We start from the raw sequence: 16,339 nt of genomic DNA on the forward strand, positions 1-16,339 counted from the left end.
TAAGAGGGTGATTCAGGGGCGATAAGTCGGTGGGAACGTTCCCGGGGTCACGGCTGCGCGGACGGATAGATCCGCACCCAGTCCTGCTCCATGCTGATGACGGTCCAGCCGCGCGCCGTCGCTTCGTCCAATGCCTTGTCGAGCTTGCCGATGCCGGACTTGCGGTCGTAGGCGAACTCGCGCTCGGCGTCGTCGTGATGCACCAGCACCGCCAGGCGCTGGCCCGGGCCCGCCACCGTGTACTGCAGCATCTGCAGGTCGCCATCCGAATTGCCCACCGCCAGGATCGGGCGCCGGCCAATCTGCCGGTAGATGCCCACCGGCTTGCCGGGGCCATCGTTGATGAATTCGAACTTCGGGCCACGCACCAGCGCGCCCTGCCCGTTGCGCATCTCGTATGTCACCGCCTGCGTGGAACCCACCACCTGCTCGGGCGGAATGCCGTAGACGCGCTCGGACCAAGGCCGCATGAACTCGAGCGTGCCGCCGGACACGATGAACGTCTTGAAGCCATTGGCGCGCAGGTAGCTCAGCAGTTCGAGCTGCGGCTGGAAGACCAGGTCTGTGTAGCGGCGGTTGAATTTGGGATGCCGCGCGCTGTCCAGCCAGGCGCGGATCGTGCGGTCGTACTCTTCCACCGTCATGCCGCTGTTGGCCTGGGAAATCAGCGGCAGCAGGCGCTTTTCCTCGCGCATCAGGCCGGCCATGTCGTTGGCCATCAGCGCCTTGAACGCGGGATTGGTCTTCCACTCGGGATGCTGGGGCGCGGCGGCGCGCACCTGGTCGAGCAGGAAGAAGAACTGGAAGTACAGCGGCTGTTCGCTCCACAGCGTGCCGTCGTTGTCGAACACGGCGATGCGCTCGGCGGGCGGCACGAAGTCTGGCGAGCCCTGGCGCGTGACCGCCTCCACGAACTGGACGATGCGCTGCCGCACGGCACCGTCGCGCCACGATGGCAGTGCCGTCGCCGCACTGGCCGATGCACTGGCCGCTGGCTGTCCGGCGGCCGCCGCATCAGTCCCGCCTGGAGAAGACGCGCACCCGCCCAGCGTTCCCAGCAACGCGGCCAGGACCACCGCGCCGGAAAGCCCATCACGAAAACGCCGCCGAAAGCCTGCTGCCGTGGCGAAAGCCATCACAGAATCCTCCAAATGGTGCGGCGGGGTCCGGCCTATTGCCGGGCCGCCAGTTCGGGGCGCTTGCTTTGCTCGGCCCAGGCGCGGTCATCCATGACCAGGCGAAAGCCCAGGTGCGACATGCTGGTATAGGGATCGGTGCCGCGCCGCGCGCTGGGGCGATAGCTGAGACAAAAATCCTCGTTGCACAGGAACGACCCGCCGCGCGTGACGCGCTTGGGTGCCGACACCGGTACGCCCGGTTCGGTCGGGTCCCAGGAATCGGACGGGCCAGCCGGGTTGCGCAATACCGCCGGGGTAGCCTGGGCCTCGCGCCGGAACTGGTCCGCGCGGTACCAGTCGGCCACCCACTGCCAGGCATTGCCGGTCATGTCGTACAGGCCGTAGCCGTTGGCCGGAAACGTGCCGACGGGGCTGGTGCCCGCCGCGCCGCCGGCCTTGGCGCTGACCACGGGGAATGGCTGCACCTGCTGGCCTTGCCAGACGTTGGCCATCTGGCGGCCATCGGGCGCGAATTTGTCGCCCCAGGTGTAGGTGGCCTGGTCAAGCCCGCCGCGCGCGGCGAACTCCCATTCGGCCTCGGTGGGCAGCCGCTTGCCAACCCAGCGCGCATACGCCTGGGCGTCTTCGTAAGAGATCTGCACCACCGGGTGGTTGTCCTTGCCCTCGATGCTGCTGCCGGGGCCGGTCGGATGCTTCCAGTCGGCACCGGGCACGAACCGCCACCAGCGCCAGTACTCTCGTAGCGGCACCGGGTTGTTGGTGCCGACAAACACCATGGCCCCCGCCACCATAGCGCTATCGGGCGGACGCGGCGTGCCGGGCGGCAGTTGTACCTTCATCGTGTCCCAGTCGGGCGCGCGCTCGGCCGTGGTCAGGTAGCCGGTGGCCTTGACGAACTTGCGGAACTCCGCGTTGGTCACGTGGTGCTGATCCATCCAGAAGCCGCCGACTTGCACCTTGTGCGCTGGCCGCTCGTTGGGCTGCGACATCTTGTGGTCGCTGCCCATCAGGAAGTCGCCGCCCGGCACGTGCACCATGCCGCGCGGACCGCTGACGCCATCGCCGGCACGGACGTCCGTCGCCAGGGCGCCGCCCGTGCGCGACGCGTACCAGTACGTGGCACCGGCGCCCGCCACGGCCATGCTTAACGCAAGCGCCACCAGCCCTATATGCCGGCGCCATACCGGCGTGGTGGTGGCAATCGTCCTGGTTTGCTGCGTACGACGCATCGACGCTCCTCGAACAGTACGGTTCGATCACCTGATTCAGCCTGTCCAGTATGGGACGACTGCCGAACGGAACGGAATGCAAATCTTTGGTGGAACGATCTGCATGATTTTGTCGAGATCTACGGATTCAGAGGCGGCAACGTGCGGCCACGGCGGCGTTGCGCGGCGATGGCGCGCCAGTGCGGCCGCTTTGGCGATGCCCGGCGGCGCCAGCGCACCAGCAGGTAACCGATGACCGCCAGCACGGCAATCCCCACCAGCACACGCCAGTCGAGCCAGTCCGGCCAGGTCAGCGTCATGCCGCCAGTGGGCGCGAGCCCCATGCCCGGCCCGGCGCGATGTACGTCGACCGTCACGGCGGGGGCCGACGACTGCGCCCGCTTGCCCGTGGCCGGGTCGTACCACGCCACCGACACCGCCGGCAGCGTGTACTGCCCGCTGCCTTCGAACACATAAGTGATGATTTCGACGCGGCGGCCGCCGGTTGTCGCCGGGGCATCGGGCGCGTCCACGCCGTCCTGCAATTGCGGATCGCCCCGGAACTGGCGCACGCCGCGCGGGGCTGCCAGCGTGGGCGGCTCGATCATCATGGCCGGAGTGCCGGGCGCAAAAATCGTGATGGTGCGCACCAGGGCGTCGCCCGCGCGCAGGTTGGCGTCCTTACCACTAGTGGGCCGGTCGAACGACTGGGCGACCTGCAACCGCGCGGCGGGCAGCAGCGCCTCGCCCGGTGCCTCCGCCGCGCCTGAGGCGGCTTGCGCCGGCGCCCCCTGCTGTCCGCTGACCCGGATCGTGGTGGCGGGCAGCGTGACGCTGGCATCGCGCGGCTTGCCGTCCTCGCCGGAATATCTGAAATGGATCTCGGGCGTGGGCAGCGCGAAGTCACCGCCGGTCTGCGCCGTGAACACATAGGTCTTGCGGATGCCGGCGTAGCTGGTGCCGTCGATGGTCTCGGTGGAATTGGCGGCACGCTCGTCGGGCATCGTCACTACGGCACCCGGCACCTGCAGCCCCGGAAACGCCGGCGCCGACAGGAAGAAGTTAGGCGCCAGGATCGTGACCTCCACCTGCACCGACTGCCCCGCCACCATCGGCTGCTGCCCCAGCACCCGCATCCGCACGATGGGCTCGGCGGCGTGTACCCACCCCGCCAGGAGTATCAGGATGCCAACCAGCCAGCGCATCGTCATGGCTTGGCCTGCAGCGCGAACTTGCGCGCCAGCAGCTCGGTGGGCGACGTCTGGATTGCGCGCATCCACATCTCGGCGTTCTGCTGCACCAGGCCCTGCTGCGGCTTGTCGCTGTCTGGCGGTGGCGGCGGCTTGTTGCTATCGAATTCGATCTTGTCGGGCTTCAGGTCCGGCGGCTCCGACTCATCCTTCTGCTTGTTTTTTTCCTGCTGCTTCTGCCGCTCGATGGCCTCCCGCATGCGCGCCAGGTTCTGTTGAGCGGGCGCCCAGCCGGGCCGCTGCTGCAGCACGAGCTGGTAACGGGCCGCCGCTTCCTGGTACTTGTTCTGCCGGGCCAGCGCGTTGCCCAGGTCGAACTGGGCATCGGTGGAACTGATGCGCTCGAATTCCCGCGTGGCCTCCTCGAACTTGCCCGCCCGGTAGTAGGCCACGCCGCGCCACATCGGATCGTCGAACAGCGCGGCGGCGCCAGCGTAGTCGCCGCGCTCGAACGCGCGCCGGCCCTGCTGGTCGTGCGTCAGCCAGAGATCAACGAAATGCCACGGGCGCGCGGCGGGGCTTTCCTGCGCCCGCAGGCCCGTCTGCGGCGCCGTCACCAGCACGGCCAGCGCCAGCGATGCCAGCCAGCGGATCGACCAGCCCTTGCGGAACCACAGCAGCGCCAGCACGGCGATGGGGATTGTCAGCGGCCAGCCGGCGTCGTGCCAGCGCACGGTGTCCGGCGCGCTGGCCTGTTCCACGTGCGACTGGATATGGCGCTGCACCCAGGCCACGTCGTCGTCGCTGTCGGTGGTCAGCGTGGCCACCGGGATGCCGGTATCGCGCACGCGGTGCAAGGCAGCGGAGTCCAGCCCCGGCGCCGCGCCATCGCCGGTCTTGAGCGGACCGCCCTGCGCCGTGCCGATGGCCAGCACCACGAGCTGCGTGCGTTTGTCGCGCTGTTGCAGCGTGGCCGTCGCGGCGGGCTCGACGCCGTCGGTCAGCAGCAGGATGGTGCCGGGCACGGGCTCCTTTGCCAGCGCCGTGGCGATGGTCCGGATGGCAAGCGCGGTGTCTTTGCCCGGCACCGGCATGATGGCGGTCTGCAGCGCATCGACAAACGTCTGCAGCAGCGCCGCGTCGTCGGTCAGCGGCAGCACCAGGTGCGTGGAGCCCGCGTAGGCGTAGAGCGCGGTGCGTCCGCCGTCGCGATGCGCCAGCAGCGCCTTGATCTTGAGCTTGGCGCGCTCCAGCCGGGTGGGCGTGATGTCGATGGCGTTCATGTCGGGCGACAGGTCCACCGCGATGGCCAGCGGCGCCTTGTCGGACAGGAACGGCGGCCGCTCGCGCTGCCACGTGGGGCCGGCCAGCGCGATGGCGCCCAACGCCAGGGCCAGCGCGGTCAGGTGGACCGGGCGCACCGCGCGCTTGCGGCGCTCGTTCACGACCAGCGCATCGAGCAGGTGCGGCGCAATGGTGCTGCGCCACCGGCGCCGGACATCGCCCTGCCGCTGCACCGCCCACGGCAGCCAGACGGCGGCAATCAGCACCAGCAGCCACCAGGGACGCAGGAAGTGGAACTGGGCCAGCGCCGAGAACCATTCGCTCATGTGGCAGGCTCACTGTTGCGCTCACCGGAGGGCGTGGCAGCGCGCGTGAGCATGCGGGCGTAGGCGGCCATGCCGATCTGGTAGGCCAGCACCAGCAATACGGCGGCGCCCAGCGGCCACATGAACAGCTCGCGGCGCGGGCGCCAGCTCAGCGTTTTCTCCTTGTGCGGCGTGACGCGGTCGAGCGTGGCGTAGATCGATGCCAGCGCGGTCTGGTCGGCGCCGAAGAAGTATCGACCGCCCGTGGTGGCGGCGATCTGCTTCAGCGTGTCGAGATCCACCTTCTGTTCGCCCGTGGCGGCCGGATCGCCGATGCCCACCGTATGCACCACCACGCCACGCGTCTTCGCAATGTCGGCCGCGCGTGCCGGCGGCATGCGGCTGGCCGTGTCGTTGCCGTCCGTCAGCAGGATCAGCACCTTTTCGACGGCGTGGCTGTTGTCGAACATCTTGATGCCGAGCCCGATGGCATCGCCCAGCGACGTGCTGGCGCCCGCCATGCCCGGGACGGAATCGTCGATCAGCGTACGGACCAGCGTGTGGTCAAGCGTAAACGGTGCCAGCGGGTACGGGGCATCGCCGAACACGATCAGTCCGATGCGGTCGCCGGGCCGGTGCGCGACAAAGTTGCTCACCACCTGCCGTACCGCCTGCACGCGTGCCTCGACCTGGCCGGCCGGGTCCTTGAAGTCGCGGGTGTCCATCGACTGGGACAGGTCCAGCGCCAGCAGCAAATCGCGCACCGGCTCGGACTTGTAGATCGGCGGCTCCAGCCATTGCGGCCGTGCCAGCGCAGCCACGATCAGCACCCACGCCAGCGGCGCCAGCAGATGCAGCAGCAGCCCACGGCGTGGCACATGGGCGCCAGCGGCTGGCTGCAGCCCGGCCGCGCTGGCCACTTCGCCAAAGAACGGCAGGCGCACCGAAGCGCTGGTTTCGCGATACGCAGGCAGCCGCCACCAGACCAGCAACGGCAGTGGCAGCAGGACGAACATCCACGGATAGGCAATCGCGATCATGCTGGCGGCGCCCGGTGTTCGGCAATCCAGCGCCGGCAGGCCGACGCGGTGTCGCGGGTCTGCTGCGCGGACCAGGCGCCCAGCGCGGCGCGGTCGCGGTACTCGGTCTCGACCAGAGCGGCCAGCGGCGCCACGGCATCGGCGGCCTTGCCGGCATGGGCCTGCAGGAAATCGCGCCACGCAGTGCCGGACAGCGCCGCCACGGTGTCGCGGGGCCACGCGGCCAGCGTCGTACGCTTGAGCAGTTCGGCCACGGCAAGCAGCGCCTGCGCACGCGCCGGGCCTTCCGCGCCCAGCGTGGCCTGCAGCCCGGCCAGTTCCTTGAGCGCGGTGCGGCGATAGCGGTTGGCGCGCCAGTGCCGCCAGAAGCGCCAGGCCAGCCAGAGCACGGCGCAGAGCAGAACGATGCCGAGCACGAGCCAGCCCGCCGTCTGGGGAAACCAGGATGGCGGGAGCGGCGTGACGATATCGGCAAGATCGTTCACCGGCGGGCCTCCCCTGAGGGCATGCCGGAGCGTCGGCATGGGCGCAGGTTACGCCCTGGCGCCGGGAATCCGAATTAAGAGTTTTTGGCGGGTATGTTGAAGGATTTCACCGGCCTGGCCGCTCAATGCAGTTCGACGTCGGCATACGCGGCGATGGTGCTGACCGAGGCATGCCCCAGTTGGCGCTGCACGGCCTTGCGGCTGGCGCCCCGGGCCAGCGCCTGGGCGCCGGCGGTGTGCCGCAGCCAGTGCGCGCTGGCCTGCGCGAAATGCTGCGCGGCCTGGGGATCGTCGTCGGCCAGTGCCTGGCTGGCCTGCGTGAAGCAGCGCTTCCAGATGGCCGCAATCTGCGCGACCGATAGCGGCGCATCGTCCGCATCTTGCTGGACCCGGCCGATCAGTGGCGTCCGCGCGGGCAGGCGCTCGACATCCCGTCCCAGGCCTCGTGCGTCCATGTGGTCGCGCAAGGCGTCGATCACGCTGTCTGGCAACGCGTTGGTGCGCGGACGGTTGCCCGGCACGGTCAGGGTCCAGCCATCGGCCCAGGTGAGATCCGCCACCGTGGCCTGCGCCTGTTCGGACACGCGCAGTCCCGTGGCATGCACGAGCCGCAGCATGAACTGCAGCCGCGCCGTGCGCGCGTCGGCTGCCGGCAAGCCCGCCACGTATCGTTTCAGGTGCTGCCACTGTGCGCCGCCCAGGCTGCGGTCTGCCTGGATGCGCGGCACCGCCGGCGCCGCCACACGGGGTGCCACCTGGAACGGGTTGGCGCTCAGGTGTCCGTGCCGGACCAGCCAGGCGCACAGGATGTTGAGGATCTTGCCGGCATGGCGGATACTGGCCGGCGACAGCGGCCCTTCGAACGGGCGCCAGTCATGGCGGTCGCGCGGCGTGCCGCGCCGGCCCACCCATTGCGCCGCCGGTTGCGGGTCGGCCAGGAAGGCCAGATAGGCGGCGCCATCTTCCGCGCCAAGGGTGGCCAGCGTCTTGCCGCGCGCGAACACGGTCCAGAGCAGGAAGCGTTCGGCTTGCGTGCGGTAGTGGCGCCAGGTGTGGCAGCCCTCTGGCTCGTAGCCCGCCAGCCAGGTCTGGATCGCGCCAACATCTGCCTGGCTGGCCGTGTGGCGCAGCGATTCGAGTGGCGCCAGCGTCTGGGGTGGCGCGTCCGGTGCGCCTGCCGACATCGATTGCGCATGCAGCCACGCCTCGATCTCGTGTGCGGTGGCTTCGCCGATGCCGTGCGCGTGGCGATACCACTGCCGGGGGTCGGCCGCCAGCGCGGCCTGCAGGTCGGCCAGCGTCATCCATCCCGCGCTGGCCAGGCGGCTGGCAATGCTGGGCGTGAACCAGCCCGCCACGGCATCGCCCGGCGCCGGCCGCGCCAGCAGCAGCGGCTGCAACGCGTCCAGCGCGCGCAGCAGCTTGCGCTGACGCACCTGGCGTGCCGTGGTGCTCTCGCCGGCACGCGGCACGATCATGGCCAGCCAGGTCTTCTCGGTCAGGATGGCCGCCTCGCCGTCGGCACGCGGGCGCGTGGCCAGCCGCTTGACGCCACGCACCAGTTCGCTTTCGATCCAGGCCAGCGTGGTACGCGCCTGGCGCAGATCCAGGCCGGGCCCCAAGTAGCGCGCGGCCAGCCGGCCGAGGTCGAGCCCCTGCAGATGACCACGGTAACAGGCAAAGTGATGCGGCCCGAGCAGGCGCTCGGGAGCTACTGGCGGGCGCACGCGCCGCCGGGGTACGGCTGGGGACAAGGCGGAAATTCGGAAATCGGCAGAGGGGCGCGATGATAACCGAATGGTGGGGGCGAGGCTGCTGGTGGGGTCGATGCTGCTGATGGTTTGCTCCCCTCTCCCTGTGGGAGAGGGGAGCACCGTCTCGCCAAGAATAGACGCGATCGAACCTGCCGAAGTTGCTCCCCTCTCCCGCTTGCGGGAGAGGGGCGGGGGTGAGGGCCGGCGTGTCGTGCTTGGCCGGGCTGGTTAGTACTTGAGGCGCCTACCCTCTCCCCCAACCCCTCTCCCGCGACGCGGGAGAGGGGAGCAAAGCAAGGCGGAGCAATTGGTTAGCCCGCCGGCAGCCTCACACTCACCGCCAACCCGCCCAACGGCGACCTTGCCAGTTCAAACCCACCGCCATACAGCGCGCAGACATCACGCACGATGGCCAAACCCAAACCGCTGCCGGCAGCAGACTCGTCCAGGCGGGCGTAAGGCTGCACGGCGCGCGCCATATCGTCGGGGGGCATGCCAGGGCCGTCGTCGTCGATGCGGATCTCGATGCCGGTGGCTTGCGTTACCAGGTCCACGCGCACCCTGCCCCGCGCCCACTGCCACGCGTTATCTAGCAGGTTGCCGAGCATTTCCACCAGGTCCTGGCGGTCGCCGGCAAAGCTCGCCTGCCCTTCGATTTCCACGGAAATCGGCTTGTCGGCGTGCAGGCGACTCAGCGCGCGCACCAGTTCATCGACAGCCGGACGCACCGCCACGGCGCCGCCCGCCGCGCCGCCCACGCCTGCGGCGCGGGCGCGGGCCAGATGGCGGTCAACCTGCTGGCGCATGGCGTCGACCTGCTGCATCACGCGCTGCGACGCGGGCGCGGGCAACCTGCCGGCATCGTTGGCCAGAATCGCCAAGGGTGTCTTCACGGCGTGCGCCAGGTCGGCGGCCTGGCGCCGCGAGCGTTCCACGGCTTCGTGGTTGCGACGCAGCAGCAGATGGATCTCGTCGACCAGTGGCTGGACTTCCACCGGCCACGCGCCCGGCAGCGTGGGTTCGCGTCCCGCATGCAGCCGCGCCACCGCCGCGCGCAGGCGCGACAGCGGCGCTAGGCCGAAGCGGATCTGTGCCCATACCGCGCCAAGAATGCCCAGCCCCAGCACCCCAAGCGACAGCCACAGCAGATGCCGGAACGACCGCTTGGCCTGCCGCAGTTCGGTGCGGTCCAGCGCCACGGTGATGTCGACCGGCACCTCGGCGCCGGTCAATTGCAAGCGGCGCGACTTGACCAGCAGCGACTGTCCGCGCGGGCCGATGCGGACATCGGCACCGCCCTGCCCGACCTCGCGTTCCACCGTAACCGGAATATCAACGTCCCAGAGCGAGCGCGACCGCAGCGTCTGCCCGCCCGACACCGCCTGCCAGTAGGCGCCCGAATAAGGCAGCTCGAAACGCGGATCGGCGGGCTGGCGCGTCAGTTCCAGCCGGGCGTCACCACGCCACTCCAGCGCGGCAGCCAGGCTGGTCAGGTCTCGGTCCAGTTCGGTGATGTAGGTACGGTCGACATGGCGGCCGAACAGCGTGTCGAGCAGCCAGCCCGTGGTGAACAGCGTGCCGGCGATCCAGACGGTGGCGATGGCCAGCAGGCGCCGGGCCAGCGAGGCGCGCTTCATGCCACGTCCGTCGGCGGGCGCAGGCGGTAGCCCAGGCCGCGCACGGTTTCGATGACGTCGACGCCGAGCTTGCGGCGCAGGCGGCCCACGAAGACCTCGATCGTATTGCTGTCGCGATCGAAATCCTGCGCATAGATGTGCTCGGTCAGCGTGTTCTTGCTGACGATGGTGCCCTGGTGGTGCATCAGGTAGTCGAGCACCTTGAGTTCATGCGCGGTCAGCGTGACGGCATGGCCATGCACGCTCACCTGCCCGCTGCCGGTTGCCAACAGCACCGGGCCGCAGGCCAGCGTGGGCGACGTGCGGCCGGCCGAGCGGCGGATCAGCGCGCGGATGCGGGCCAGCAGTTCCTCGGTACGGAAGGGCTTGGTCAGGTAGTCGTCGGCGCCGGCGTCGATGCCTTCGACCTTTTCTACCCAGCTATCGCGCGCGGTCAGGATCAGCACGGGCACGTTGTTGCCCGCCTGGCGCCAGCGCTTGAGCACGGTCAGGCCGTCCAGCCGGGGCAGGCCGAGATCGAGCACGACGGCGTCATAGGGATGTTCGGTGCCCAGATGCTCGCCGTCGATACCGTCGGCGGCATGGTCCACGGCATAGCCGGCCTGGGTCAGCGCCTGTACCAGTTGGGCCGCCAGCGTGGCTTCGTCTTCGACTAGCAGGATGCGCATGGCGGTCAGGGCTTGCGGGCGCGGTCGAGGTCGTGCCCCTTGGCCTTGAGCAGCTTCGCGTCCCGGGCGTCGTATTCGAGCTTGGCGACGGTGCCGGTGGGCAGCAGCAGCTTGACCTCGTATTGCCAGGCGCCGTCTTCGCGGTCGAGCTTTACGTCGATCACGTCGCCCGCGTACTGGCGCGATACGGTTTCGAGGATGCGGGACAACGGCAGGATTTCACCGGAGCGCAACGCCGCGCGGGCGCGGTCGGCGTCGGTATCGGCCAGCGAGGTGCCGGCCGTGCCCGCCAGGCCGATCACGGCCAGCAGCACCGCCATGCGGCAGGCGCCGCGCAGTCTGGCGGTGGTGCTTGAACGGGACACGCCGGACAACGGCCGGCTGGGCGGGAGAGGCGGGGGCGAGGCAGTCATCGGGGGCATTGTCGGCGGGCCAAGCTGAACGGCGCCTGAACGGATGGCTCAGGTGCCATTCAGGAAGCACAACGCATCATGCCCCCAACATTCACGTTCCTACAAGCCCACCGCCATGCCACGCCTGCCCAAACCCCCTGCCCCGCGTTCTCCCTTCCTGCGCCAACTCGGCGCTGGCCTCGCCCAGCTCGCACCGCTGGCCGTGGCCATGGCCGGTGCCGGCCTGCCCTTCTGGCTCCAGACGCTGGGGCGCTAAGGGCGGGCCGGCGGCAAGGCACCGGTTACGAGCCGACCGTCACGAACACCGGGTTCGAATAGAACCACAGGTCGTTGTAGTTGCGCGCGTTGATGGCGTTGAACCGGGCGTTGTCCTCGGTGACCGTGGTCTTCAGGTCCGGCAGCGGATTGCCGTTGGACGTTTCGCCGGCCACGTTCATGCCCAGGTTGGTCCCGCGCAGGCGGAAGTACTGGTTCTTGGCGGCAACGTAGGTGTAGGTCACGGTGTTGTAGCCGTCCTTGTCCTGCTTCCAGTCTGCCGACGTGAACGTGGCGATCACCTTGGTGGAATCGTTGGTGTCCTTGCTGTATTCCGGCGTGCCAGACGCCGCGCGCGGCGTGACGTCGCCGGCGATCAGGTCGATGTGGTCCACCACCGGGCGCATGTTCACGTTGACGCCGCCGTTGATCGGGTACTGGTAGTTGTTGCGGTCCGGGCTCTTGAAGCGGATCGTCACCGTCACCGTTTCACCAGCCTTGGCCTTCAACTCGCCGCCCATCTCGCCCTTGCCAGCGCCGCCAGCAATGTTGAAGTCGAGCGCGTTGATCAGGTCGCCAAAGACCGAGAACATCTTGCCCGAGCGCACGCCTTCCAGCACGCCTTTGACCCCGGTGTTCTTGTTATCGATCCACACGTAGGTCTTGGCGTATTCGCCCGGGAAGTAGCCGCTGCTGTTGGGGGTGATGGTCTTGAAATGGTGGTCGGAGTCGCCCACGTTCCAGAACCGGCGGCCGTCGCCCAGCAGCGCGTCCCAGATGCCGCCCACTTGCGCCACCACGTAGTCCACGCCGCCATAGACGCGGTTCTTGAGGTTGGCGTCGACGTACGCGGTGGTGTAGCCGCCGCGATCCGGTTCCATCTGGTTGCCGACCATGCCTTCCACGCCGAACGCAACGTTCGGGGCGGTGTCGTTGAACTCGCGGTAGTCGGCCACCGTGTACTTGCCGGTGTTACGCGACGGGTGGTTGATCAATGCGTAGCTGGTGTCCGGGAAGTTGTCGCGCAGCCAGGCCACGGCGCGCACGGCATCGGCGTGCGTGGTGTAGCCCTTGGTGCCCTTGGCGTTCCAGTTGGCCACGTCGACGGCGTCGAACTGGGCGGCCGGACGGTCGGTGAAGTAGTACTCGAACTGGTTGGCGGCCTTGGTGGCGGTGGCCAGCGGGGCGCCCGTGAAGATGCCCACGTTCATGTGGTCGTGGGTGGGCATGTCCCACTCGAACGCCGAGAAAATCAGCTTGTTGATATAGCTGCCATTGACCTGGAGTTGGCGCACGGCCGGGATCTCGTAGTCGGCCATGGCCTTCGAGTACGGAATCGGGCCGCCGACGATGGCGGTGCCGTTCTGGTCACGCGTGGACACGCGCAGGTGGTTCGAGATCGCCGTCCAGTCGAGATTGTTGGTGATCATCGCCTGGTCGAGCACGTCGACCAGCTTGCCCTGCGCATCGTCGGATTCGATCGTGTGGACGTGCAGATCGCCGGTCGTCCACTTGCCGGTGACCTCGGCCACGGGCGTCGACGGCGCGGTCGGCTGGGTGACCGGCGTGGTGCCGCCGTTGTTGCTGCTGGTGGTGCTGGTGTCGTCGCTGCCGTTGCAGCCGTAGAACGCAAAAGCGACGGTCAGTGCCGCCGCCAGACTGATCGCAGACTTCATGTGACGCATGAAACTTCCCTGTTAACCTATTGATCGTTCGACCCTTTTTTGCCGTGCGTCATCGGCCCCAAGGTCAAAACGTTATCACGCGGATTGCCCGGAGGTCCAGCCGCACTGGCAGAAAACCTTGGGCGCGAGGATGCCCGCCACATGTGACGAGCGAGTGATGCTTTCGTGATATTTGGGCGTCGGCCCGGGGGAATCAGAACACCAGCGTGGTGGTGGCCATGACCGTTGCGGTGCTGTCCAGCCGGTTCTTGCTGGTCACGGTGGGCACCCAGCGCAGGCTGAACGACAGTGGCGCCTTGCCGCCGAGCTTGGTGTCGTAGGTGATGATCGGCCCGATCGTGAAGTCGTGGCCCCGGAAACCGTTCAGGCGGTCGGCGGTGGGTCCGGTGTCGTCGCCCAGTTGCTGGACAGTCCCCATGACCAGCCCCGCGCCCCATTTGCCGAATTTTTTCACGCCCATCACATCGAGCGTAAACAGCGGCGCGTTCTGGTAATCGGTGGCCGTATTGCGCGTGTAGAACTGGAAAGCTGCCACGGCGTTGAATTCGAGCCCGTACTGCGGCATCAGGTGCGTGAAGGCGACCTGCGGCACGAACGTCCAGTTGTTCAGGCTGGGATTGGCCAGTGCATTCTTGTCGTACTGCCCCGTGGGCGCCCATACGTTGAAGCTCAACGCCATATGGGTGGTCTTCGAAAAGTGGTAGCCGGCAATCAGCGGGCTGAAGTACATGTCGTAGAGATTCGATGCACGGTCAGATGTCCCACGCGAGAACGTGCCGCCGCCCGGGCCCGTGAATACAAAATTGGTACTGGCCGTGGTCCAGACGTAAGGCAGCGTGAAGGCGGACGCGAAATTCCAGGCGCCGGGCCCGGTGTCCCAGACCTTCATGATGGTTGCCAGCGTGAACGCGATCTTGGCGTCGATGCCTGCCGTGGTACGCCCGCCAATGGGCACCTCGCGGCCGCTGCTGATGGAGCCGTCCAGATATAGCTGCTGCAGGTTGGCGATCCATACCGGCTGGTCCGGAATCACGCCTACGTTCGGCGACACGCTGGTGCCCGCCACCGGTCTGCCCAGCGCGCCTTCCGTGGCTTGCGCGGCCAGCGGCGACAGCAATCCGCCCACGGCCATGGCCAGATAAATGGCCGAACTTGCGCGTTTCATGGTGGCTCCTTGGGGTGCGGACGTGCGGTGGGGACACGCCCCGCGGCGACGATGCGGATGCTGCATCCTCGCAGATTCCCAACGGAATGGAATTTAGTTTTCTGGGCGGGAGAATTAACTTTCTTGCTCGCTCTGGCGGAGATCGCCGTCCGCTTGGAAACCACTCGCCATTCGCTTGCCATTGACCGCAAGCAACACCCTCCGAAAGCCGCACTGATGGAATTTGTCGCGGACGCATTCTGGCTGCGCGCCCTTCGCCGCGCCAGATTCGCCCGGTTTTTCCCCTTCGTCATGACCCCAGTCTTGGAGTAGTCATTATGCGAACCATCGGAGGTTTTTTTACTTGCGGCCAGGCGCTTGCGATTGACGCTGGCCACCGTATTGCTGTGTTTTGCCATCGGCGCCTTGATGCCCGAAGCCCAGGCACAGCATGCGTCCCGGACACTGAAACCCGAGGACGTATTCGATACCAGCAAGAAAATCATCTACAAGGAGGATTTCAGGGGAGATTTCACCAAATGGACGCTTTCGATCGATGCCCTGTATGACCCCGAAACGCGACCAATATCCTCGGATCGGGTAGTCAAGGATGCCGCGCCGGGCTTGTACGGCCGTTACGCGACACGCTTCACGCTGCCGGGCGACCCGGGCTCATTCCGTGCCGAGCTGGCCCTGCCTGCGGAAGAAGGCTTGCAGGAACGGTGGTACGGCGCACGGATTTCCGTCGATCAGATGGCGGACGACGCCGGTTATATCGTCCTGCAATGGCACGCGGTAATGGGCAACGACAAGGTCAGCAGGAACTTTCCCAATCTGGCCATTCACCACAAGAACGATCAGTGGGTTATTTCCGGCGCCTGGGGCAGTCCCGCCAATATCCAGCGCTCAAGCACCAAGCTGAAAGCACCCGTGGAAACGGACAAGCTGACCGACTGGCTGATCCACGCCAAATGGGCCACCGATGGCAGCGGCGTGATCGAAATCTGGCGTGACGGCGAACTCGTCTACAATGAGAAACGCCAGAACTCGTACAACCTGTCCAGAGACCGCACGCCTTATTTGAAAACCGGTATCTACCGGCCTTCGCGCAAGGACTCCACGACCTCCGAAGGCCCCATTACCGTACGGGTCAGCGACATGCGGATCGGACGCGCCGATGCACGCCTGATCGATGTGTCGCCGGTGGTGACCGGAACACTGGAACGGTGCAACCCAAGCAAGCGCAGTGCAAGCACGCGGATACCGGTGGACTTTGTCGGCAATGCGGCGGTCCGTGGACCGGTGGGATTTATCGCGCCACCGCAACCAGGCGTCACCGGCGCGCCTATCGTGCTGAACCGGAACGTCACGGTGCGCGATACATCGATGTTCGCGATCGAATTGACGAACAAGATGGACGGCAAGAAGCGGGCAGTAAATATTCGGGGACTTCGTCATACGAAGTGCGGTGACGTGCCGATGAATGTGGTGTCACCGTGCAGCCTGGGTAGCTACGGTCAGTTGGGCATCCATTTCGACGACGAAGATAATCGCAACCTGCCGACAGGCATTTATCAGGGAATACTGCGCCTGCAGGCACATGGCTGGAATGACACCGCCTATTTCCGGACGGTCGATATCCATATCAAGATCTTTGTCACCAGCCTTTCGGGCGAAGTCAGACCAGGTACGGTATTGCGCTTTGGAAAAATCTCCAACCGTCCGTTACGTGGCCCCATTGCGTTCGTCGTGCCCGATCAGCTTCAGGCCAGTGGGCCGACAACACTCACCGGAGACGGCAAGCGCACTGATTCCATCGTCACGGCTTTCTTGACCCGGCAGGATTCCGGTGCGCGATATCCCATGTATCTCAGGGCCCGCCGTGATATCAGCCCTTGCGGCAAGGTCATGATGAACAGCACGCTCCGCTGCCCCGTATTCCCGATAGCCAAAAGCGATCTGGAAATTGAGTATCGGCCGGCGGACAATCCGGACCTGCCCAATGGGGAATACACCGGCAGCCTGTTCGTCCAGTCCGTCGACGGCCAGGACAGCCGGTTCCAGGTGCCGATAGCCATCGGTGTGACCATCAGGAAGATGGCCATTCGTCTGGCCATCAAGAAGTAGCGTCG

At 67.1% G+C, this 16,339-nt stretch carries 14 protein-coding genes; 2 read left to right on the top strand and 12 right to left on the bottom strand.

What is annotated here, in order from left to right:
• Positions 1-47: 47 nt before the first annotated feature.
• The 12 genes from MFF62_RS20950 to MFF62_RS21005 form a co-directional block, all read right to left on the bottom strand.
• On the bottom strand, positions 48-1,136 hold the full coding sequence (locus tag MFF62_RS20950; protein ID WP_238265049.1) for an HAD family hydrolase: 1,089 nt from the start codon (positions 1,134-1,136) through the stop codon (positions 48-50).
• Positions 1,137-1,171: 35 nt separating this feature from the next.
• A complete protein-coding gene (locus MFF62_RS20955) occupies positions 1,172-2,368 on the bottom strand; it encodes a formylglycine-generating enzyme family protein (RefSeq protein WP_404990805.1) in 1,197 nt (398 codons plus the stop codon).
• A gap of 119 nt (positions 2,369-2,487) precedes the next feature.
• Positions 2,488-3,558 (bottom strand): BatD family protein, encoded by a 1,071-nt coding sequence (locus MFF62_RS20960; RefSeq protein ID WP_238265050.1) that lies wholly within the window; start codon positions 3,556-3,558, stop codon positions 2,488-2,490.
• Positions 3,555-5,147 carry a vWA domain-containing protein gene (locus MFF62_RS20965; RefSeq protein ID WP_238265051.1) on the bottom strand — a complete coding sequence of 531 codons (1,593 nt, stop codon included), beginning with the start codon at positions 5,145-5,147 and terminating at the stop codon, positions 3,555-3,557. The genes MFF62_RS20960 and MFF62_RS20965 overlap by 4 nt, the downstream gene beginning before the upstream one ends.
• Positions 5,144-6,166 (bottom strand): vWA domain-containing protein, encoded by a 1,023-nt coding sequence (locus MFF62_RS20970; RefSeq protein WP_238265052.1) that lies wholly within the window; start codon positions 6,164-6,166, stop codon positions 5,144-5,146. Before MFF62_RS20970 ends, MFF62_RS20965 begins: the two co-directional genes overlap by 4 nt.
• Entirely contained in the window at positions 6,163-6,651 is a 489-nt protein-coding gene (locus MFF62_RS20975) for a DUF4381 domain-containing protein (RefSeq protein ID WP_238265053.1), read from the bottom strand. Before MFF62_RS20975 ends, MFF62_RS20970 begins: the two co-directional genes overlap by 4 nt.
• Positions 6,652-6,773: 122 nt before the next feature.
• Entirely contained in the window at positions 6,774-8,405 is a 1,632-nt protein-coding gene (locus MFF62_RS20980; RefSeq protein ID WP_238265054.1) for a tyrosine-type recombinase/integrase, read from the bottom strand.
• Between the two features lie 311 nt (positions 8,406-8,716).
• Positions 8,717-10,042, bottom strand: coding sequence for a sensor histidine kinase (locus tag MFF62_RS20985; protein WP_238265055.1), 1,326 nt, complete (start codon positions 10,040-10,042; stop codon positions 8,717-8,719).
• On the bottom strand, positions 10,039-10,710 hold the full coding sequence (locus tag MFF62_RS20990) for a response regulator transcription factor (protein ID WP_238265056.1): 672 nt from the start codon (positions 10,708-10,710) through the stop codon (positions 10,039-10,041). Before MFF62_RS20990 ends, MFF62_RS20985 begins: the two co-directional genes overlap by 4 nt.
• A gap of 5 nt (positions 10,711-10,715) precedes the next feature.
• Complete coding sequence (locus MFF62_RS20995) at positions 10,716-11,123, bottom strand: PepSY domain-containing protein (protein WP_238265057.1); 408 nt, start codon at positions 11,121-11,123, stop codon at positions 10,716-10,718.
• A 281-nt stretch (positions 11,124-11,404) separates the two neighbouring features.
• Positions 11,405-13,063 carry a PHP domain-containing protein gene (locus MFF62_RS21000; RefSeq protein WP_238265058.1) on the bottom strand — a complete coding sequence of 553 codons (1,659 nt, stop codon included), beginning with the start codon at positions 13,061-13,063 and terminating at the stop codon, positions 11,405-11,407.
• A gap of 193 nt (positions 13,064-13,256) precedes the next feature.
• Positions 13,257-14,228: a SphA family protein gene (locus tag MFF62_RS21005; RefSeq protein ID WP_238265059.1), complete on the bottom strand. Its 972-nt coding sequence runs from the start codon at positions 14,226-14,228 to the stop codon at positions 13,257-13,259.
• A gap of 57 nt (positions 14,229-14,285) precedes the next feature.
• On the opposite strand from MFF62_RS21005, the gene MFF62_RS21010 reads away from it, so the two are divergent.
• Positions 14,286-14,540, top strand: a complete 255-nt coding sequence (locus MFF62_RS21010) for a hypothetical protein (protein WP_238265060.1) — start codon at positions 14,286-14,288, stop codon at positions 14,538-14,540.
• Between the two features lie 51 nt (positions 14,541-14,591).
• Positions 14,592-16,334: a polysaccharide lyase family 20 protein gene (locus MFF62_RS21015; RefSeq protein WP_238265061.1), complete on the top strand. Its 1,743-nt coding sequence runs from the start codon at positions 14,592-14,594 to the stop codon at positions 16,332-16,334.
• The last annotated feature ends 5 nt before the right edge of the window (positions 16,335-16,339 follow it).

Source organism: Cupriavidus pauculus, assembly GCF_022179805.1.
Classification (GTDB): Bacteria; Pseudomonadota; Gammaproteobacteria; order Burkholderiales; family Burkholderiaceae; genus Cupriavidus; species Cupriavidus pauculus_E.